At 73.9% G+C, this 19,581-nt stretch carries 17 protein-coding genes; 11 read left to right on the top strand and 6 right to left on the bottom strand.

The genetic code is table 11. From position 1 onward, the window contains the following. Positions 1-73: 73 nt before the first annotated feature. Positions 74-766, top strand: coding sequence for a substrate-binding domain-containing protein (locus ACIPYS_RS09300; protein WP_400745022.1), 693 nt, complete (start codon positions 74-76; stop codon positions 764-766). 27 nt (positions 767-793) lie between these two features. On the opposite strand, the gene ACIPYS_RS09295 is transcribed toward ACIPYS_RS09300, so the two are convergent. After that, positions 794-1,219, bottom strand: coding sequence for a MarR family winged helix-turn-helix transcriptional regulator (locus ACIPYS_RS09295; RefSeq protein ID WP_400745020.1), 426 nt, complete (start codon positions 1,217-1,219; stop codon positions 794-796). A 110-nt stretch (positions 1,220-1,329) separates the two neighbouring features. On the opposite strand from ACIPYS_RS09295, the gene ACIPYS_RS09290 reads away from it, so the two are divergent. The 5 genes from ACIPYS_RS09290 (at position 1,330) to gcvH (ending at position 6,540) form a co-directional block, all read left to right on the top strand. After that, on the top strand, positions 1,330-2,127 hold the full coding sequence (locus ACIPYS_RS09290; RefSeq protein ID WP_400745018.1) for a crotonase/enoyl-CoA hydratase family protein: 798 nt from the start codon (positions 1,330-1,332) through the stop codon (positions 2,125-2,127). Beyond that, positions 2,124-4,175: an acetoacetate--CoA ligase gene (locus ACIPYS_RS09285; protein ID WP_400745016.1), complete on the top strand. Its 2,052-nt coding sequence runs from the start codon at positions 2,124-2,126 to the stop codon at positions 4,173-4,175. Before ACIPYS_RS09290 ends, ACIPYS_RS09285 begins: the two co-directional genes overlap by 4 nt. After that, positions 4,172-5,056: a 3-hydroxyacyl-CoA dehydrogenase NAD-binding domain-containing protein gene (locus ACIPYS_RS09280; RefSeq protein WP_400745014.1), complete on the top strand. Its 885-nt coding sequence runs from the start codon at positions 4,172-4,174 to the stop codon at positions 5,054-5,056. The genes ACIPYS_RS09285 and ACIPYS_RS09280 overlap by 4 nt, the downstream gene beginning before the upstream one ends. A gap of 8 nt (positions 5,057-5,064) precedes the next feature. Next, positions 5,065-5,925: an amidohydrolase family protein gene (locus tag ACIPYS_RS09275; RefSeq protein WP_400745206.1), complete on the top strand. Its 861-nt coding sequence runs from the start codon at positions 5,065-5,067 to the stop codon at positions 5,923-5,925. A 231-nt stretch (positions 5,926-6,156) separates the two neighbouring features. Then, positions 6,157-6,540, top strand: a complete 384-nt coding sequence (gene gcvH / locus ACIPYS_RS09270) for a glycine cleavage system protein GcvH (protein ID WP_400745013.1) — start codon at positions 6,157-6,159, stop codon at positions 6,538-6,540. Positions 6,541-6,696: 156 nt separating this feature from the next. On the opposite strand, the gene ACIPYS_RS09265 is transcribed toward gcvH, so the two are convergent. Then, on the bottom strand, positions 6,697-7,305 hold the full coding sequence (locus ACIPYS_RS09265; RefSeq protein ID WP_400745011.1) for a TetR/AcrR family transcriptional regulator: 609 nt from the start codon (positions 7,303-7,305) through the stop codon (positions 6,697-6,699). Positions 7,306-7,379: 74 nt separating this feature from the next. Here ACIPYS_RS09265 and ACIPYS_RS09260 point away from each other — a divergent pair, with 74 nt between their 5' ends. Next, positions 7,380-7,961: an alpha/beta fold hydrolase gene (locus ACIPYS_RS09260; protein ID WP_093858316.1), complete on the top strand. Its 582-nt coding sequence runs from the start codon at positions 7,380-7,382 to the stop codon at positions 7,959-7,961. A gap of 116 nt (positions 7,962-8,077) precedes the next feature. On the opposite strand, the gene ACIPYS_RS09255 is transcribed toward ACIPYS_RS09260, so the two are convergent. After that, positions 8,078-9,088: an ArsR/SmtB family transcription factor gene (locus ACIPYS_RS09255; protein ID WP_400745009.1), complete on the bottom strand. Its 1,011-nt coding sequence runs from the start codon at positions 9,086-9,088 to the stop codon at positions 8,078-8,080. A gap of 420 nt (positions 9,089-9,508) precedes the next feature. Between ACIPYS_RS09255 and ACIPYS_RS09250 the strand changes: the two genes are divergently transcribed. Together ACIPYS_RS09250 and ACIPYS_RS09245 are read left to right on the top strand one after the other, a co-directional pair. Next, entirely contained in the window at positions 9,509-11,194 is a 1,686-nt protein-coding gene (locus ACIPYS_RS09250; protein WP_400745007.1) for a N,N-dimethylformamidase beta subunit family domain-containing protein, read from the top strand. Next, complete coding sequence (locus ACIPYS_RS09245; protein ID WP_400745005.1) at positions 11,191-12,015, top strand: polysaccharide deacetylase family protein; 825 nt, start codon at positions 11,191-11,193, stop codon at positions 12,013-12,015. Before ACIPYS_RS09250 ends, ACIPYS_RS09245 begins: the two co-directional genes overlap by 4 nt. 168 nt (positions 12,016-12,183) lie before the next feature. Here ACIPYS_RS09245 and ACIPYS_RS09240 read toward each other — a convergent pair whose 3' ends face one another. Beyond that, positions 12,184-12,627: a hypothetical protein gene (locus ACIPYS_RS09240; protein WP_093858319.1), complete on the bottom strand. Its 444-nt coding sequence runs from the start codon at positions 12,625-12,627 to the stop codon at positions 12,184-12,186. 364 nt (positions 12,628-12,991) lie between these two features. On the opposite strand from ACIPYS_RS09240, the gene ACIPYS_RS09235 reads away from it, so the two are divergent. Continuing rightward, positions 12,992-13,240 carry a DUF5302 domain-containing protein gene (locus tag ACIPYS_RS09235; protein ID WP_093858320.1) on the top strand — a complete coding sequence of 83 codons (249 nt, stop codon included), beginning with the start codon at positions 12,992-12,994 and terminating at the stop codon, positions 13,238-13,240. A 330-nt stretch (positions 13,241-13,570) separates the two neighbouring features. Here ACIPYS_RS09235 and ACIPYS_RS09230 read toward each other — a convergent pair whose 3' ends face one another. Then, a complete protein-coding gene (locus tag ACIPYS_RS09230) occupies positions 13,571-16,069 on the bottom strand; it encodes a right-handed parallel beta-helix repeat-containing protein (RefSeq protein ID WP_400745003.1) in 2,499 nt (832 codons plus the stop codon). A 306-nt stretch (positions 16,070-16,375) separates the two neighbouring features. Between ACIPYS_RS09230 and ACIPYS_RS09225 the strand changes: the two genes are divergently transcribed. Continuing rightward, a complete protein-coding gene (locus tag ACIPYS_RS09225) occupies positions 16,376-16,978 on the top strand; it encodes a DUF4291 domain-containing protein (RefSeq protein WP_400745001.1) in 603 nt (200 codons plus the stop codon). Between the two features lie 509 nt (positions 16,979-17,487). Here ACIPYS_RS09225 and ACIPYS_RS09220 read toward each other — a convergent pair. Further along, positions 17,488-19,197 carry a hypothetical protein gene (locus tag ACIPYS_RS09220; protein ID WP_400745000.1) on the bottom strand — a complete coding sequence of 570 codons (1,710 nt, stop codon included), beginning with the start codon at positions 19,195-19,197 and terminating at the stop codon, positions 17,488-17,490. Positions 19,198-19,581 lie beyond the last annotated feature (384 nt).

Genomic DNA, 19,581 nt, shown 5'->3' with positions numbered 1-19,581 from the left:
CGGCCAGTCTCGCAGACCGGCGCGAAGCCTCCCGGCACGCGTCGTACCGGCTGCCGGCTCCCCAGGAGGCGATGTGAAGCAAGAGATCTCCGGCCTGTCCTCGATGGCGACGCGGCCGGTCCTGGCCGACCTCTCCGAACACCTCCGGCACACCCGCGGCATCCCGGTGCGCTTCGAGTCCGCGGGCGGGGTCGTGGTCGCCCGGCGGGTGCGCGAGGGCGCCGAGGCCGACCTGCTCGTCCTCGCCGAAGGAGCGCTGGCCGAACTGGAGCGGGAAGGGCTCGTGCTCAGGGGCACGGCGCGCCCGCTGTGGGTCTCCCAGGTCGTCGCCGCGGTGCCGGCCGGGGCGCCGGTACCGGCCCTCGACTCGGTGTCCGACCTGCGGGCCGCGCTCCTGTCCGCGACGGGGATCGCGTACTCCACCGGTCCCAGCGGAACGGCCCTCATCGGGCTGATCGCCCGGCTGGGGCTCACCGACGCGCTCTCGGAGCGACTCGTACAGGCGCCGGCGGGGGTGCCCGCCGGCAGTCTGCTCCCCTCCGGCCGGGCCGACCTGGCGTTCCAGCAGCGCAGCGAGCTGACGGACCTGCCGGGCGTCGTGGTCGTCGGCCCGCTGCCGGGCGACACCGCGATCAGCTCGGTCTTCGGCGGGGGCGTCCTGGCTTCGTCCGGGCGGCCGGGCCGGGCCCGCGAGGTCCTCGACCTCCTCGGGTCCGAGGCGGCGGCGGGGATCGCCCGCGCCAGGGGCATGGAGGCGATCGGGTAGCCGGGTCGGCACGAGGCCGGACAACCCCTAGCCGAGTGCGGCGCGGGCACGGTCGAGGTACGCGCGGAAGGCGGTGCGCTCGCGGGCCGTGAAGCCCGTGAGCATCTCCTCCTCCAACTCCCCGACGGCCGGGGCGTAGCGGGCCAGCAGGGCACGGCCCTCGTCGGTGAGGCCGATGACGTGGCGGCGCCGGCTCGCCGGGTCCGGGGACCTGGTGACGAGGTTCCGGCGTTCCAGCGAGCCCACCAGGTCGGCCATGGACTGCGGCCTGACGAAGGAGTTGCGGGCCAGCTCGGCCGAGGACATGCCGTCCCGGCGTTCGAGCACGGTCAGCGCGGTGTACTGGAGGGCGGTGACGCCCGCGGGCTTGAGCAGCTCGTCGAGCCGGGCCCGGGTGGCCAGCTCGACCTGCTTCACCGAGTACAGCAACGACGGCGGAGCCGTGTCCGTCACAAGCCCTCCTTCATCATCAGGAAACCTGTCAAAAATTCTAGCCCGACCCCCTTGCCCACCGGCGCCGCGCCCTCCGATACTCAGGATTCCTGATGATTGAGGAGCCTCCCTTGAGCACGCTTTCCATCGACCGCCGCGACGGGGTGGCGGTCCTGACACTCCGCCGCCCGGCCAAGCGCAACGCCCTGGACGACGCCACCGTGCTGAGCGTCGAGCGGTTCTTCCGCAAGCCGGGCGCGGACGTCCGGGCCGTCGTCCTGGACGCCGAGGGCGACCACTTCTCGGCCGGGCTCGATCTCGGCGAGCTGACCGAGCGGTCCACCGAGGAGGCACTGGAGCACTCGCTCATGTGGCACCGCGTCCTCGACACCGTCGAGGGCGGGCGCGTTCCCGTGGTGGCCGCGCTCAAGGGCGCGGTGATCGGCGGCGGACTGGAGCTGGCCGCGGCCGCGCACATCCGCGTGGCCGAGCCGTCCGCCTTCTACGCGCTGCCCGAGGGACAGCGCGGCCTCTTCGTCGGCGGCGGCGGCTCGGTCCGGATCCCCCGGCTGATCGGCGCCCACCGGATGGCGGACATGATGCTCACCGGCCGCGTCCTCGACGCCGCCGAGGGCCAGGCCCTCGGCCTCTCGCACTACCTCACCGAGGAGGGCGGGGCGCGCGCCCGGGCCCTGGAGCTCGCGCAGCGGATCGCGGCCAACGCGCCGCTGACCAACTTCGCCGTCCTCCAGGCGCTCCCCCGGATCGCCGAAGCCTCCCCGGCCGGCGGCCTGCTGCTCGAATCCCTCGTGTCGGCCGTCGCGGCCGGAAGCCAGGACGCCCAGCAGCGGATGCGGGCGTTCCTCGACGGCCGCGCCGCGAAGGTCGCCCCCGCGCACGGCTCCCACCGGAAGGACACCGCCCGATGAGCGAGATCCTCAGCACCCCCGGCCCCGCCGTCAGGGACGAGTCGGAGATCGGCCGCTACCTCCGCTGGCTGGAGTCCCGGCGGCAGCTGGTCCTCCCGGACTACGACAGCCTGTGGCAGTGGTCCGTCACCGACCTCGACGGCTTCTGGTCCTCGGTCTGGGAGTTCTTCGACGTCCGCCCCCACACCCCGCCCACGGCCGCCCTGGGCCGCCGGTCGATGCCGGACACCGAGTGGTTCCCCGGCGCGACGCTCAACTACGCCGAGCACGCACTCGGCCGCGAGGAGGACCTCGACGCCGTCGCCGTCGTCGCCCGCTCCCAGACCCGGCCGCCGGTCGAACTGACCTTCGGCGAACTCCGCGACCAGGTCGCCCGGGCCCGCGCCGGGCTGCTGCGCCTCGGCGTCCGCGAGGGCGACCGGGTCGTCGCCTACCTGCCGAACATCCCGGAGACACTGGTGGCCTTCCTCGCCACCGCGAGCATCGGCGCCGTCTGGGCGGCCTGCGCCCCGGAGTTCGGCCCGCGCAGCGTCGTCGACCGGTTCGCCCAGCTCGAACCGAAGGTGCTGCTGACCGTCGCCGGCTACCGCTACGGGGACCGGTACGTCGACCGCCGCAGCGAGGTGGCGGAGATCGCCGCCCGGCTGCCCACCGTCGAGCGGGTCGTCCACGTCCCGTACGGTCCGGACACCGTTCCCGACGCGCTGGGCTGGACCGAGCTGCTGGCCGAGCCGGGCGAACTGTCCTTCGCACCCCTGCCGTTCGACCATCCGCTGTTCGTGCTCTTCTCCTCCGGCACCACCGGCATCCCCAAGGCGATCGTCCACCGGCACGGCGGGATCCTCCTGGAGCACCTGAAGAACAACGCGCTGAGCTGGGACCTCAAGCCCGGCGACCGGATGCTCTGGTTCAGCACGACCGCCTGGATGCTGTGGAACACCCTCGTCTCGGCACTGCTCGTCCGCGCCTCGATCGTCATGATCGACGGCAACCCGGTCCACCCCGACCTGCGGGAGCAGTGGCGGATCGCGCAGGAGACGGGGACCACGCTGATGGGCGTGAGCCCCGGTTACCTCATGGCCTGCCGCAGGGCCGGGATCCGGCCCGCGGAGGAGTTCGACCTCTCCCGGCTGCGGCAGATCGGCGCGGCGGGCAGCCCGCTCGCCGCCGACGGATTCCGCTGGGTGGCCGAGCAGTTCGGGGACCGGGTGCTGCTGAACGTCGGCTGCGGCGGCACCGACGTCTGCACCGGCATCCTCCAGGGCGGCCCGCTCCAGACGGTGCGTGCGGGAGAGATCTCCGGCCCCTGCCTCGGGGTGGCCGCCCACGCCTACGACAGCCGGGGCGAACGGGTCGTCGGCGAGCTGGGCGAACTGGTGATCACCGAGCCGATGCCGTCGATGCCCCTCGGCTTCTGGGGCGACACCGACGGCTCCCGCTACCGGGCCGCGTACTTCGAGCAGTACCCGGGCGTGTGGCGGCACGGCGACTGGGTCCGGTTCGCCCCCGAGGGACACTGCGTCGTCGCCGGACGCTCCGACGCCACCCTGAACCGGGGCGGGGTCCGGCTCGGCACCGCCGAGTTCTACGCCGTCGTCGAGGACCTGCCCGGGATCGAGGACAGTCTGGTCGTCCACCTCGAGGACCCCGAGGGCGGCAACGGGGAACTGCTGCTCTTCGTCGCCGGACCCGGGGAACTCGACGACACCCTCCGCACGGGGATCGCCCGCGCGCTGCGGTCCGCGCTCTCGCCCCGGCACGTCCCGGACGTCATCGAGCGGGTGCCCGCCGTCCCGCGCAACCGCACCGGCAAGAAGCTGGAGGTGCCGGTCAAGCGGATCCTGCTCGGCGCGCCTCCCGAGTCCGTCGCCGGCGCCGACGTCCTCGCCGACCCGCGTTCCCTCGACCCCTTCGTCGAGTACGCCGCCGCACGGGCCGCGGACACCGCCGAGCCGGACGCCGACGCCGCCGAACCGGACGCCGACGCCAGCGGGCCGGCCGCGGGATCCGGGCAGGCCACCGGCGCCGGGCACGGGAGCGCGTCGTGAAGGTCGCCGTCGTCGGCACCGGGGTCATCGGCGCCTCCTGGACCACCCTCTTCCTGCTGCACGGGCACGAGGTCCTCGCCTGCGACCCCGCGCCCGGCGCGGAGGAGCGGCTCCGGGCGGCCGTCGCCGCCGACCAGCGCCGGCTGTCGTTCGTCCCCGACCTCGCCGAGGCCGTCGCCGACGCCGACTTCGTCCAGGAGAACGGCCCCGAGCGGCCCGACCTGAAGGACGAACTCTTCGCCGCCCTCGACGCCGCCGCCCCGCCGGGGACGGTCCTGGCGAGCAGTTCCTCCGGGCTGACGCCGTCGCGGATCCAGCGGGCCTGCACCGCCCATCCCGAACGGGTCCTCGTGGGACACCCGTTCAACCCGCCCCACCTCGTCCCGCTGGTCGAGGTCGTACCGGGCGAGCGGACCGCGGAGGCCGCCGTCGAGACGGCCGTGCGGTTCTACCGCAGCCTGGGCCGCCGCCCGATCCGGCTGCGCCAGGAACTGCCCGGCCATGTCGCGAACCGCCTCCAGGCCGCACTCTGGCGGGAGGCGTACTCCCTGGTCGAACGCGGCGCGGCGAGCGTCGCCGACATCGACGCGGCCATCGCCCACGGCCCCGGCCTGCGCTGGGCACTGCTCGGGCCCTTCCTCAACCAGCACCTCTCGGGCGGCCCGGGTGGCATCGCGCACGTCCTGGAGCACCTCGGCCCGCCCATGGAGGAGTGGTGGGCCGACCTCGGCACGCCCCGCCTCACCCCCGCGCTGAAGCACGCGATCGCCGAGGGCGTGGACGACGCGCTGGCCGGGACGACGGCCGCCGACCTCGTCGCGGAACGCGACGCCCTCCTGTCCCTCCTCCTCGACGCCAAGAACCGGACCCACCACCTGTGAGCACCCCCATGACCCCCGCCGACGCGATCGCCATCGACTTCCACGTCCACGTGGAACAGGACGCCCACGGTCACCTCGCGCTCGACCCGGAGCTGATGGACGCCTCGGCCGCCTACTTCCGCTCCGGCCAGGACCGCACGCCGACCGTGGAGCGTCTGGCCGCCTACTACCGCGAGCGCCGCACGGCCGCCGTCGTCTTCACCGTGGACGCCACCACCGGCCTGGGCCACCCCGCCCTGTCCAGCGAGGAGATCGCCGCGGCCGCGGCCGCCCACCCGGACGTCCTGATCCCCTTCGGCTCGGTCGACCCGCACCGCCCCGACGCCGTCGCCCGGGCCCGCGCACTCGTCCTCGACCACGGCGTGCGCGGCTTCAAGTTCCACCCGAGCCTGCAGGCGTTCGCGCCGAACGCCCGTGAGCACTACCCGCTCTACGAGGCGATCCAGGAACTGGGCGTCCCCGCCCTGTTCCACACCGGGCAGACCGGGATCGGCGCCGGCCTGCCCGGCGGGCGCGGCATCAAGCTGCGCTGGTCCGACCCGATGCTCCTGGACGACGTCGCGGCCGACTTCCCCGGCCTGACGATCGTCCTCGCCCACCCGTCGGTGCCCTGGCAGGACGCGGCGATCTCCGTCGCCACCCACAAGGCCAACGTGTACATCGACCTGTCGGGGTGGTCGCCGAAGTACTTCCCGCCGCAGCTCGTGAAGGCGGCCGGCTCCTTCCTCCGGCACAAGGTGCTGTTCGGCTCCGACTACCCCGTCGTCACACCCGACCGGTGGCTGGCGGACTTCGACACCCTCGACATCAAGCCGGAGGTCCGCCCCCTGATCCTCAAGGAGAACGCCGCCCGCGTCCTGGGCCTCTGACGACGCACACTCCGACGCACACCCGGGGCGGGCGGCGGCACGCGGTGGTCCACCGGTGCCCGTTGCCTCGGCGCCGCTGCCCGCACCGGGCCGCGGGGCGGGCTCCGGGCGGGCTCTGGGCGGGATGGCGGTCCCTGGATCCGGTGACCTCGTCGGCCGGTCCCCCGGAATCGGGCACCGGATCCGTGACGATGGCCTGACCGGCCGACAGCCACGCCACGAGGAGCAGCCATGTCGCACATCCCCACCGACCTGCGGTTCGCCGAGACCCACGAATGGGCCCGTCAGGAGGCCGACGGCACCGTGACCGTCGGAATCAGCGACCACGCCCAACGCGCGCTCGGCGACGTGGTCTTCGTCGAACCCCCCAAGGTGGGCAGCACCCTCACCGCCGGGGAGCCCGCCGGCGTCGTGGAGTCCGTGAAGGCCGCCTCCGACATCTACGCACCCGTCGGCGGCAAGGTGACCGCCGTCAACGAGGAACTCTCCGACTCCGCCGAACTCCTCAACGAGGAGCCCTACGAGTCGTGGATCTTCAAGGTCAAGCCCACGAACAAGACCGACATCGCCCAGCTCCTCGACGCGGCCGGCTACAGGAAGGCCATCGGCGAATAGGCACGGGGGATCCAGCCGGACCCCGCGGCGACCCGCGTCCGGGCGGGCCGCCGCGGGTGGGCGGCCCGGCGGGTCGGCGGGTCGGCGGGGCGCACAGGACAGCGCCTCCATCGACATCCGCCGGTCCCGGAGGAGCGGCCCCGTCCGTCGACCGGCCTACCGCCGGTGCTGTGCGCGCAGGCCGTGCAGCAGCTGGCCGACGTGCTCGGCGGCCCGGGCGGGTTCGAGCGGCCGATGGCCGACCAGGAGGCGGTACCAGAACAGGCCGAAGAGCTGGTCGGTGGCGGCGTCAAGATCGGCGGTGGCCGGGAGTTCGCCGCGTTGCACGCCGCGGCCGAGCAGCGTGAGGACGACGGCCCGCCTGCTCTCCACCCACTCCCGGAACGGCTCGGCGAAGGCGGGGTCGAGCTGGGCCTCCGCCATCAGGCCGCGCAGGGTCCGCACCCGGAGCGGGTGTGCGGTGACGCCGTAGAGGGCGGTGGCGAAGGCGGTCAGGTCGTCGGCGACCGCGCCGGTGTCGGGTTCGGGCATCCGCTGCTGGACGGTCGTGCGGTAGGCCTCCATGACCAGCGGGGCCTTCGACTTCCACCAGCGGTAGATGGTGCTCTTGGCGACACCGGCGCGGGCGGCGACGCGTTCGACGGTGACGGACTGGTAGCCGAGCTCCTCGACGAGTTCGATCGCGGCGGCGAGGACGGCGTCGCGGGCGTCCTCGTTGCGGATCCGGCCGCCGGTGCGGCGGGTTGGGGGTTGTCCGGTAGGCACGTGAACACGCTAGCAGTGTGCTAGCTTTAATCGAAACGCGACGGATCGTTTTGATTTAGGGGAGTGGATCGATCATGAGCGAGATCGTGGTGTCGCACGGCTACGGCGCGGGCGACGACAGCGTCTGGTTCCCGTACCTGACCGAACAGCTCGCGGCCGCCGGACACCGGGTCACCGTGCCCCGTCTGCCGGACAGTGCCGCCCCCCGGCTGGAGCCGTGGCGCAAGACCTACGGCGACGCCGCCCTGGCCGCCGGCCCCACCGGTTCCACCGTGCTCGTCGGTCACAGCATCGGCGGAGTCAACGTGCTGCGCTTCCTGGAACAGCACGACCCCGACACCCAGGGGGTGTTCGCGGGCGTCCTCCTGGTGGCGACCTCGGCGCACGAAGTCGGCTACGACGCACTCGCCGAGTTCTTCGAGGGCGGCTTCGACTGGGCGCGGATCCGCCGCTCCGCCCGCCGGTTCCGGGTCCTCCAGGCCATGGACGACCCGGTCAACCGGCCCGACCCGACCGAACACGTCCGGCTGCTCGTCGAGGGCCTCGGCGCGACCGCGGTACTGACCGCGACCGGCGCCCACTTCGGGGCCACCCCGGACGACCACGTCGAGGTGCCGGAAGCGGTCCGACTGGTCACCGAACTGCTCGGAGCCTGACCGGCCCGGGCGCGCACCCGGAGCGATCGCGGATCCGCGCCGTCCACGTGCCGTGGGGCGTCCCGCGGTACGACGACGGCCGGTCGGCGGTGACCGGTCGGTGATGCCGCGACCGGCTACGCGTGGTCGGGGGCGCGGTCCTCGAGGAGGGCCCGGCCGAGGGGGGTGAGGGTGTGGCGCACCCCGGGGCCCGTGCGTTCGGTGGTCAGGAGCCCGGCGGAGCGCAGGACGGTGGTGTGGTGGCTCGCGGTGGCGGGCGAGGTGCCGGTGCGGCGGGCGAGTTCGGCGGTGCCCGCCGGGTCGGCCGCCGCGCACAGGGTGCGGGCACGGGTGGTGCCGAGCAGCGCGACGAGCGCGCCGTCCGGCCCGTGCCCGGCGTCCGGGGACCAGATCGCCCGGTAGGTGGCCAGGTCGGGGGTGAGCGGGTAGTGCAGGACGAGCGGGTGCTCCAGGCCGCGGGTGTCCGTCAGGGCCATCGGCTCGGGCCAGAAGAAGGTCGGTACGAGCATGACGCCCGCGCCGCACAGCCGCACGTCCGCGTCGGCGGGGCAGGGCAGTGTCAGCACCGGTGACTCCCAGCGGATGCCGGGGTGGAGCGTGGCGAGCAGTCCGTCCAGACCGCGCTCGACCAACAGGGCGGCCCGCCGGGCGCGGTCGGCGTGCGCGGCGGCCAGCAGCTGGGACCAGTACGGCGCGAGCGCGAAGGCGTGGTACTCGCGCAGCCGGCGGTCCACCAGCTCGCGTTGCGAGTGCCCGCCTCCGCACAGTTCGTGCACCCACCTCGGCGCCCGGGGACGCATCGCGCTGAGGACGGGCAGGTCCGCGCTCCACCGCGGTCGGGGCAGTGACCAGGTCTGGTCCAGGCTCTCCGCCAGGGTGTGGCTGCCGGCGTGCAGGAACGCCTCCGCGGCCTCCGCCGCCCCGAGCGGCGTCGCCAGGTCGAACAGCATCCGCAGTTCGGGGCGGATGCTGTTGCGGGTCCGGCTGCGCCACCCCTCCAGCGCCACACCGCCGGCCCCGCGCGTCTGCACCAGCGACAGGCTCAGCATCGTCTCGGCGAGCGGATCGGGCGCCCGCGCGATCCGGACCCTGGCCAGATCCTCGTGGGTGAAATGGATACGCAGCAATCCCGCCCCCTCCGCGTCGAGCACCGCCACGGGTGCCCCGACGTCCCCGCCCCGCCCCCTGCGGCCTTCCGACCACCGTAAGCGGGACGGCGCGGCCGGACAGGGCGTTGTCCGGCGATGGCCGAATCGCTCCGCCGCGCCCCGCGCCGAAGCACGGCCCCCGCGGCGCCGTGCTTTCGGGTGGACCACGACCGGTCGGCGGCCGGGAACGGCGCCCTGGTGGCCGGGCAGGTGGTAGGTGGTGGTGCGCGGCGGGGCCGATGGTCGCGCCGCGGCGCCGTGTCAGGGCAGGGGAAAGGCAGGAGGCGGGTCATCGATCCAGCGAAGCGGTGGGACGCCACCGGAGGACTCGGGGCGGGCGTTCCGGCCGCGGGCGTTCCGGCCGCGGGCGGGCGCGACCGGACGACGGGAGCAGCGGCGGTGACCGCGCCGGGCCCGGACGGCACCCGCCGCCGGGCGTTTCTCGCCCTCGCCGCCGGGGCCGGGCTCCTGGCGGGCACCCGGCCCGCGTGGGCGGCCACGGCGACGGTGAGGGCCGGCACGGGGACTTCCGGCGACGGGGGTTCCGGCATTGTCTCCGCGTCCGGGGCGGGGCTGGACGTGCTCGCCGAGAACGCCCTGCCCGGGAACGCCGACTGGCGGATCACCGACCCCGGCCCGCCGGAGGCCGTCGAAGGTTTCGCCGACCGGGTCAGCGTCCTGCCCGGTGAGCCGTTCGGCCTGCACGTGTCGACCACCGCGCCCGGCTTCACCGTCCGCGCCTACCGGACGGGCTGGTACGGCGGTGCACGCGCCCGCCTGGTGTACGAGTCCGAACCGCTGCCGGGCGTACGCCGGAACGGGCCGACGCTGGACTCCGCCACCCGTACGGTCCGCACCGACTGGCCACGCAGCCTGACCGTTCCCACCGACGGCTGGCCGGAGGGCAGTTACCTGCTGCGCCTGGACGCCGTCGGGGGCACCGGCCAGCGGTACGTGCCCGTCACCGTGCGCTGCGCCTCGGCGGCCGGCCGCACCCTGCTGGTGAACGCCGTCGCCACCTGGCAGGCGTACAACCTGTGGGGCGGGTACAACCTCTACTACGGGCCGACGGGCCGGCGCGACAGCCGCTCGCTGACGGTCGGCTTCGACCGCCCCTACCGGTATGCCGACGGGGCCGGGCTGTTCCTGGTGTACGAGGCGCCGCTGATCGCCCTGGCCGAACGCCTCGGGCTGCCACTGGCCTACGCCACCGGTCCGGACCTGGACCGCGAGGAGCACCTGCTCACCGGCGCGAACTGTCTGGTGTCACCGGGCCACGACGAGTATTGGTCGGTCGACCAACGACAGCGGGTGGCGGCTGCCCGGGACAGCGGCACCAACCTCGCCGTCCTAGGCGCCAACTGCTGCTTCCGCCGGGTGCGCTACGAGGACTCCCCGCTCGGCGCACGCCGCACGGTGGTCTGCTACAAGGGCGACTACGAACGCGACCCCGGGTACCTCCAGGGACTCCCGCCCACCACCGACTTCCGGGCCGAACCCGCGCCGGACCCGGAGAGCACCCTGCTCGGCGTCCTCTACGGGGACTACCCGGTGGACGCGCCCTTCGTCGTGACCAACCCCGGGCACTGGCTCTACGAGGGCACCGGCGTACGGGCCGGGGACTCCTTCGAGCACCTGGTCGGCGTGGAGTACGACCGCGTCGACACCGCCTGGCCGACCCCGCGCCCGGTCGAGATCCTCGCCCACTCCCCCGTCGTCTGCGAAGGCCGCCCGGACCACAGCGACAGCACCTACCTCACCCTGCCGACGGGGGCGGCCGTGTTCGCGAGCGGCACCATGCGCTGGGTCGAGTCGCTGGAGGCCGACGGACCGGCCGACCCGCGCAACCACGGTCTGGACGGCGCCGCCGGTGCCTTCACCCGTACCGTCACCACGAACGTGCTCCGGGCCTTCGCCGCCGGCCCGGCGGGAATCGACCGTCCGGCCCGGGACAACGTCGTCGACCACTACCCGGCACCCGCGGCCGGACCGCGGAAAGCGGGCGCGGCACTGCCGCCCTCGCCTTCGCCCGCACCCGCACCCGCACCCGCACCCGCACCACCGAAGGGACCGGACCGGCCTTGAGACACCCGCTCGTCGGGACCGCTCTCGCGCTCGTGCTGGCGGTCGTACCGACGGGCGGCGGCAGCAGCCCGCTCGCCACCGCAGCCTCCTCGCCCCCGGGCGACGCCGTCACCCGTCGGCAGGGCGACCCCGCCGCCTGGGCCGCCTGGGGCATCCCTCCCCTGCCCCCGCCGCCGGACCCGCCCGCCGACCCGCCGCTCGACCTCCCCGTCACCGGGCCGGTGCCCGTGATCAGCACCGTCCCCACCCCGGACCGCGTCGTCTTCATCACCATCGACGACGGCAAGGAGAAGGACCCCGCCTTCGTCCGGATGGTCACCGACCTGGGCGTGCCCGTCTCCATGTTCCTCACCCGCGACCTCGTCCAGGACGACTACGCCTACTTCCGTCCCCTGCAGGGCCTCGGCAACCGCATCCAGAACCACACCCTCACCCACCCCCACCTCAGCACCCTGACGGCCGACCAGCAGCAGGCGGAGATCTGCGGCGCACAGACCGTCCTCACCGAGCAGTACGGCAGCGCGCCGCTGCTCTTCCGTCCCCCCTACGGCGACGCCGCCCGCACCGAGGACCTCGACCACGCGGTACGGGCCTGCGGACCCCGCGCCGTCGTCCTGTGGCACGCCACCATGCAGATCCACGACCTCCGCTACCAGGAACCCGACCGGAGACTCCGCCCCGGCGACATCCTCCTCGCCCACTTCCGCGGCCCCGCCGAACTCAACGGCTCCACCATGACCGACATGTTCGCCGAACTCCTGCGCCGCATCGGCGAACAGGGCTTCGCCGTGGCCCGTCTGGAGGACTACCTCGGCCACTGACACACCCCCGGGTCCCCGGGCCGACCGACCTGCCGCCGTGCTCGGCGCGGGTGAGCGGGAGGCTCCCGGAGCCGCTCGTGGCCCGTACCGGACCGGTACGGGCCACACCGCTCCGACGGTTCGACAGCGCGACCGGCTACTGGCGACCGGCAGCCGGATTTCCGACGGTCAGGGGAAGAGGGGCACGCCCGGAACGAGGACCGGACCGGTCGGCTCCGTCGGGACGAGGACGGGCACCGTCGGCCCGGTCGGGACGAGGACGGGCTCGCCCGGGAGGTAGTTCACGTCGCCGGGGAAGTAGATCTGCGCGCCGCGCACGAGGGTGGCCGGCGCGCTCAGGCAGAGCTTCAGCTGGGTGAGGGCGAAAGGCATGCCGCCGACCCAGTAGTTGACGTTGTAGGAGGCCATGCACTGGTCGCGCCGCGTGAGCTGCAGCATCGAGGGGTTCGAGGGAAGCGTGTCGAACGTGGGAGCGGGCACCTGCGCGACATTGATCGGGCCCGGATCGGTGGCGGGCCCCTGCGCGGCGTTCGCGGTTCCGGCGGCCAGCGCCAGCAGCGGGGCCAGCACGGCCGCAGTGGCCGCCGCGGCGAGCGGTCGACGAAGACTCATGGGAAGAACTCTCCTTCAAGGGAACGGAATCACCCGCGCCCGGCACCTTTCGGTGACCGACGCCGTGGACCGAATCCTCGCCGCACCCGCCGGCTCGGCGACATCCCAGGTTTCTGGTCCGTGTCCCGGCACGGGTCGTGGACCCGGGACACCGAACCGGCCCCCGAGGGTGCGGTGAGCGCCGCCGTCGAGGACACTCCGACCGGCGGGGGCAGCACGAACGCGGCCCCAGGACGACCCCGAGGCGGGTCCGGTGCAGCCCCGGCACGGGTCCGGCACGCGTCCCGGGTGGACCGGCGGGCCGGGCCGGCTCCGGAACATGACATGGTGTCCCTTGAAGGTATCGACCCATCAGGAGGCCCGCATGACCAGCAGCGCAGCGTCACCCGAGAACCCCGAGAACTCCGGGGAGCCGGAGACCGGGGCCGCCGCCGAGGCCCCCGCGGCCGCCGCCCCGGACGACGTCAAGGCCCGGTTCCTCGCCGCGCTGGAGCGCAAGCACGGTGCCAAGGGCGGCAGCACCGCCGGCGGCCCGAACAGCGACTCGAAGATCCACGGCACCCACGCCGCGGCGGGCGGGAAGCGCAACTTCCGCCGCAAGAGCGGCGGCTGACCGCACTCGGGCACGCACCGGAGCGGCCGGGCCGCGCACCGCCGCCCGCCCGGCCCCCGGAGTCCTGGCACGGGCCCCGGCCCGGTGGCAGCCGCCCGGGGCGGAGCCGCCGGGCGCGGCGCGGCGCGGCAGCGGTTCAGCGCCTCGGAGTCGTCGCGGTGGGGACTCCGACGGGACGGAGGCCGGCGGACCACTGCCACGACCAAGGGTCGGTGCTGCCCCCGGACGGCAGGAGAGCCCGGCACCACCGCGCGAACCGGCGCCGCGGGGGGAACGGCCCCGGGCCGGCACCCCGCTCGGGGTACCGGCCCGGGGTGGTGCGGGTGTGTGTCAGCCCTTGCCGAAGTAGCCGAAGAGATCGGCGACCGCGTGCGTCGACCCGGCGTGGTTGTACACGTTGAACACGCGGTTGCCGTCGACCCGCGTGGTGACGTGGTTGGCCACCGTGCTGCCCCGGGCCGCGTTGAGGTTGCTGGCAACCGTCCGGGTGCCGGCCCACACGGACAGGTGGGTGTCCGTGGTGGGCTGGACCGCCGTGACGTTCAGCACGACCGAGTCGGGGTTCACCCCGCTCTCCAGACCCGGCGACAGGCTCACGTACTGCGACCGGTCGGGGCCGATCAGACCCGGGTAGAACTGCCGGGTGTCGAGCAGCCGGACCGGGCGCACCGGGGTGAACAGGTCGGCGCCGCCGATGTCGTAGTAGCCCGCGATGTCGACGACGACGTGGACGGAACCGTCGTTGTTGTCGAGTGTGACGCGGCCGTCGGGGCCGATCGGGACGATCACCTGGTTGGCGACGGTCTGGCCCGCGGCGTAGTTGACGTTGCTGGTGTCGGGCCGGGGCGAGCCCGAGGCGTGGGCGGTCAGGAAGCTGTCCCGCTCGCCCTGCGTCGCGGTCACGTTGAGGACGGCCGCGGTGGCGGAGGACGGCACCCCCGCGTTGCCGGCGACCTGGACGGAGAGGGCGCCGCCACCGTCCAGCGCGCCGCCACCGTCGCGGGTGTCGACCAGCCGCTGCGGGAGCATCCCCGTGAAGCGGCGGCCGTCGTTCTGCCGGTAGTAGCCGGACAGGTCGGCCACCACGTCCGTGGATCCGGCGCTGTTGCGCAGTGTCACGGTGCCGTCGGCGTTCACCGGCACGGTGACCAGGTTGGAGAGGATCTGGCCCGGCGCGAAGTTCAGGTTGGAGGTGCCGGGCGCGGGGTCGCCGGCCGGCCAGACGTCCAGGTGGCCGTTCGCCGTGGGCGTGACGGCCGTCAGGTTGAGCACCACAGCGGTGGTGCCGGCCGGGATCCCCGGCACGGTGAGGTCCCTCTGCTCGCCGTCGGTGAAGGCCGCGGCGCCGGCGCCGCCGAGGCCGGTCCGGGTGTCCAGCACCCGCGTCGGCGCGACCGCGACGTAGCCGCCCGCCGGGTAGCGCACGTGTGCCTGCACCTGGCCGGTGACGCGGTGGCCGTTGGGCGCGGTGGCCGTGACGGTGATGTACGGTTCCGTGCCGGGCCGGGTGTACACGTGGTTCACGGGCTGCCCGGTGCTGGACGCGATCGGCGAGCCGTCGCCGAAGTCGATGCGGTAGCTGAGTTCCGTCGGCCAGTTGAGGACGGCCCCGGGCGTCAGCGGGACGGCCAGCGGCGCGGCCCCGGCGAGCACGCTCGGGTCGAGGGTGAGGTGCTGGACGGCCTGCATCTCCAACGCCCCGCGGTCGCGCGGGCCCTGACCGGCCGGGGAGGCGACCAGCGGGTTGTCGGCCTCGGGCTGCTGCCGCCGGTCGGAGCCGGCCCAGGGCGCCGTCGGGTCGCCCGAGTCGAGCGCGGGCGAGTCCGCGAGCGGCACGCCGTTCGGATCGAGCCGCGGGTCGCCGTTGTACTCGTGGGCGCCCTGGCCGGTGGCCGCCCGGAGCTCGGCGGCCGAGGAGTACGCCGTTCCGGACCACCGGTAGGCCGCCGCTCCGGCGCCCGCCCGGACGATGTTGTAGTCCAGGGTCAGCCCCTCGGCGGCCGCGTCCGCCACCGCGATCCCGGCGGGCGAGGATCCGGCCGGGCAGACGGCCGGGTCCGCGCCGGGCCGCACCTTGTCGAGGATGTTGTTCTCGACCAGCGAGCCGCGCGAGGCACCGGCCAGGGCGACGCTGTTGCCGCAGGACCCGGTCACGTCGTTGTTGGTGATCTTCGTTCCGGGGGCGTCGACGACCGCGATGCCGGTGCCGTCGGTGTCCTCGATCCGGTTGGCCGTGATCAGGGTGCCCCGAGCACCGGAGCCGACCTCGATCCCGCCGAACGGCGCGTAGTCGAAGTCGTTCTGCTGGACGGTGACGTCCACGGAGGAGTTGCGCACGGACAGCAGGGGCCTCGCCGGCTGACCGTTCAGGATCTCCGGGTGGAAGGTGCTGTCCGCGATCCGCACCCGCGTCGACGCCTCGACCGCGACCGCGGTACCGAGCCCGCCGAAGGTGAACTTCCGCACCTCCACGTCGTGGACCCCGGAGAACAGGAAGCCGGTCGCGGTCCCGTCGGTCCCGTAGGGGGAGGTGAGCCGGGCCTCGTTGAGGTACCGGTCCCGGGCGCCCCCGGCGAAGACGATCGGCCGGTCCGGCGTCCCCGAGCGGCGCAGGGTGACGTTCTCGCGGTAGATGCCCCCCGCGACCAGGACGGTCTGCCCGGGCTGGACCACGTCGGCGGCCGCCTGGATGCTGCAGAACGGGTACGCGGCGCTGCCGTCCGGCCGGCTGGAGCAGTTGTTCTGATCGACGTGGATCGTCGGCAGGTCCGCGGCACCGGCACCGGTCGGCGCGACGACGCCGAGGCCGACGACGACGGTCGTCGCCATCCCGGCAAATGCCCGTCTGTTCATGAGATTCCCCCAGGGTTCTTCTCCGCGGACGACATGACCGGCCGTCATGTCGAACACACGGACGCATGATGGGTGCCATCATGTCGGATCGCACCCGAAGAGTCACACGGAGGCCGGAACCGCGCCCCCGGGCCTTCGGCCGGGCCACCACGCTCGCCCCCGACCGGCCGCCCGACGGCCCGACCGCCCGAGGGCGAGCCGGGTCTCCCCTCCCGCGACGGTCCACCCCCCGCGAGGGAAACCGTTGGCGGTGCCGGCGCGTCGGATGGCAGGGTGCGGTGCATGACCCCGCCGTACCAGATCCGCGCCGACTACGACGCCCGCACCGTCGTGGTCTACCAGGCGTACTCGTCCGCGATCGCCGACGCCGCTCTGCGGGCGGGGCGCTTCGTGGCGCCGTTCTCGTTCGAGCGGATGACGTGGATCAAGCCCTCGTTCCGGTGGCTGATGCACCGCAGCAACTGGGCCCGCAAACCGGGTCAGGAGCGCATCCTCGCCGTGCGGATGACCCGGGACGGCTGGGAACAGGCCCTGGCCCGGGCCGTGCACACGACCGCTGGTCCCGCGGCGGTGGCGCAGGCCGCCGTGCACCTCCAGTGGGACCCCGAGCGCTCGCTGCGCGGCGCGGCCCTGAACCACTACAGCGTCCAGGTCGGCATCGGTCGCAGCCTCGTCCGCACGTTCGCGGAGGAATGGGCCGTCGGCCTCACCGACCTCACCCCGCAGGTCCGCAGGGCCGCGGCGCTCGTCCGCGACGGACGCGCCGCCCAGGCCCAACGGCTGATTCCGGCGGAGCGCGTCTACCCGCTGAGCAGGTCCCTGGAAGCGCACCTGTCGGCGGTGCACACCAAGAAGCCGGGCGCGAGGGCCGGACGAGAGGGGTGAGGAAGAACGGGTCGCGGCTGCCGAACGCGGCGCTCGCGGTGACGGTGAAGAAGTGCGCCAGCGCCCGGCGGCCGACCAGCGGGGCGTAGCCGGGCCGGCGACAGACCGCGGCAGGAGCGAAGAACCCCACCATCGCCGACACGTCGCCCGCCTCGTCCGCGTCCTCGCCACCTACGACACCGGGATCGGCGCCGGCCCGGCCGTCCTCGCGGGCTCCTGGGCCGACGCCGTCGACCTCCTGCTCGACACCCTGGTCAAGCGTATTCGACCGACTCGGCCCGGTGCCCCTGACAGCGAGCCGGACGTAGTCCTCGTCGTCCGCGTCCCCGGCGCGCCGGCACCGGGGACGCGGCGGTCGTGATCCGCTCCGTGGCGCCGCGGGCGCCGGGGGTGGCACGCTCCGCGCCTGCTCCCCCGCCCGGTCTCGTGGCTGTCCGGTCACCGGGCGGGGGTCGGGTCCGACGGCTCGGGACGTCAGCCGGGGCGGACGTCAGTGGGCGGACGTCGACTCAGAAACTGCAGACGACCATGCCCGCGCTCGCACCGCCGATCAGGCCGAGCACACCGCCCGCGAGAGCACCGACGCCGGCCGCGGGGGCGCCTGCCACGGCACCGGTGATCGCGGTGCCGACGGTCCACTGGGCCACGCACTTGTCCCAAGCGGCGGCCTTCTTGAGCTTCTCCTCGTACGCCTTCTTCTCCGCGTCCGAGCAGGTGTGGCCCTGAGCCCTGGCGCAGGCCGCACCGACGTCGTCCCCGGTCTGCTCCCGCAGCGTCGGCGTCCGCACCGTCGGCGCCGACAGCGACTCCGGCGCCGCGAGGGCGCTGGGCCGTGCCGCCGTCCCACCGGGGAACGCGCCCGGGCCCATGGTGACGGCCGAGGGTGTCTCGGTACCGTCGACGGTCGGGCCCGGGGCCCCGTCGACGGTCTGCGTCAGAGTGTTCCCGTCGACAGCCAGCTTGTAGGCGTGCTTGACGCCCTGGGTGTCGGTCACGGTGCCCGGCCGCATCCGCATGACGGGGTTGCCGCTCGCGTCGGTGATCTCGGCGCCGTCGGCGGTGGCCGTCAGGCGGGTTCCGGCCGGGAGGTCGAACCTGGCGCTGGTGGTGGTGGCGAAAGTCTGCACGACGGGGGCGGGTGCTGGGGTGGTGCCGCTGCCGGGCGCGTCGGCGCTGGTGTGGGCGACGTACATCGTGGTACCCGCCGGGGAGTCCACGACGGGGACGGTTACCGTGGCGTCGGTGGTCCACGGCTGGTTGTCGGTGTCGAAGGTCCAGGTGCCAGTGACCTTCTTGCCGACGGCGGCGAAGTCGACCCAGCCGTAGTTCCTGGCCGGGACGGTAACGACCACGCCGTTGATGGTGGTCGAGTCCGAGGAGTAGGTGACGCCCGACGTCAACTGGGCGGAGACCATGGCCTGGAACGGGACGGAGACACCGAAGGACGTGCCGACGCTCGCGGACAACGACTGCGACCAGCCGGAGTGGTAGACCGTGGTGAACACCTGGCTGACCTTGTCGGCCGTGTCGTTGTACCAGACCGAGGACGCCTTCACCCGGGGCAGGGGCTCCGGCTGCCCTTCGGACCTCTGGGTCCAGGAGCAGGTGGAGGTCTTCCTGGAGCACAGGTCCGCGTAGTAGTCGAGGGCCAGGCTGCGTGCTTCGGCCGCCTTCGACGCGGGAACCGTCCACTCCTGGCCGGCGCTGCCGTTGCAGACGTTGGGCTGCGCGAGGATGCCCCAGAGATGGAGGCCGCCCCGGTTGTCCATGCAGTACTCGGTGCCGCTGGTGTCGTCGCGGCGCACGATGCCGAAGGCGTTGGGCTTTCCGTCCACGGGGCGGAAGTGCCACTGCTCGCCGTCCTTGCCGCAGGACTGCTGCACCGCGGGCTGGCTGGCGTAGACGCACTTCCCGGACGAGGTGCTGGCGATGTTGAAGGCACCGGGCTCACCGAGCCTGATCAGGCGCCAGCCGGTGAAGTTGGCGCCGTCGGGGGTGACGGAGATCTGGTTCCCGTCGCCGGTGCCGGTGGCGTTGAGAGTGCCGTCGGGGTTGGTGAAAGTGTAGGCGTCGGTCGCCGCGGCGACGGCCGCAGCACCGGCCGGGGTGGCGGCGGGGGTGGCGGCGGCGGGGGTGGCGGCGAGGACGGGTGCCGAGAGGCACAGGGCGACGGCCGGCGCGGTGAGGAGTTTCGCGGCCTTCGTCAGGGATCCGTGCATGATGCTCCTGTGCAGGTCGAATGAGTGACATGTGCATGCCTTGTTCGCGAGCGTAGGACAGCCGGGACCGGCACGTGGGATCTTGACGGGATTCGCCCGAGTGATCTGGACCACGACGTCACGCCCGGCGTGGCACGGCGCCTCGACCTCTCGATTGTCCTGCGTCGCGCGGAGCGGTCCGATGGGCAGGACCTGCACCCGAGCCCCGAGCCACCGACGACGGCGTCAGGATCAGGGCAGGGACGAGCAATGCGTCCCGGCGTCACGCTCGCCCGACCAGGACCGCCCCGCCCTCGCCCACTGCGGAACCGGGGCGAGGGCGGGACGGCGGTGGAGGGGCGGGCCCGGCGGCAGGTCCGACGCGACGCCGGTCGGTCCCGTGGG

Source organism: Kitasatospora sp. NPDC089913 (assembly GCF_044748625.1).
Taxonomy (GTDB): Bacteria; Actinomycetota; Actinomycetes; order Streptomycetales; family Streptomycetaceae; genus Kitasatospora.
The sequence above is the reverse complement of the archived record's forward strand: the minus strand, read 5'-3'. Positions and strand labels throughout refer to the sequence as shown.

Bases quoted from the DNA above. Each gene is read 5' to 3' on its own strand.
- ACIPYS_RS09285 (WP_400745016.1), top strand. From the start codon at position 2,124: ATGAGCGAGATCCTCAGCACCCCCGGCCCCGCCGTCAGGGACGAGTCG.
- ACIPYS_RS09275 (WP_400745206.1), top strand. From the start codon at position 5,065: ATGACCCCCGCCGACGCGATCGCCATCGACTTCCACGTCCACGTGGAA.
- gcvH (WP_400745013.1), top strand. From the start codon at position 6,157: ATGTCGCACATCCCCACCGACCTGCGGTTCGCCGAGACCCACGAATGG.
- ACIPYS_RS09260 (WP_093858316.1), top strand. From the start codon at position 7,380: ATGAGCGAGATCGTGGTGTCGCACGGCTACGGCGCGGGCGACGACAGC.
- ACIPYS_RS09240 (WP_093858319.1), bottom strand. From the start codon at position 12,627: ATGAGTCTTCGTCGACCGCTCGCCGCGGCGGCCACTGCGGCCGTGCTG.
- ACIPYS_RS09235 (WP_093858320.1), top strand. From the start codon at position 12,992: ATGACCAGCAGCGCAGCGTCACCCGAGAACCCCGAGAACTCCGGGGAG.
- ACIPYS_RS09230 (WP_400745003.1), bottom strand. From the start codon at position 16,069: ATGGCGACGACCGTCGTCGTCGGCCTCGGCGTCGTCGCGCCGACCGGT.
- ACIPYS_RS09225 (WP_400745001.1), top strand. From the start codon at position 16,376: ATGACCCCGCCGTACCAGATCCGCGCCGACTACGACGCCCGCACCGTC.
- ACIPYS_RS09220 (WP_400745000.1), bottom strand. From the start codon at position 19,197: ATGCACGGATCCCTGACGAAGGCCGCGAAACTCCTCACCGCGCCGGCC.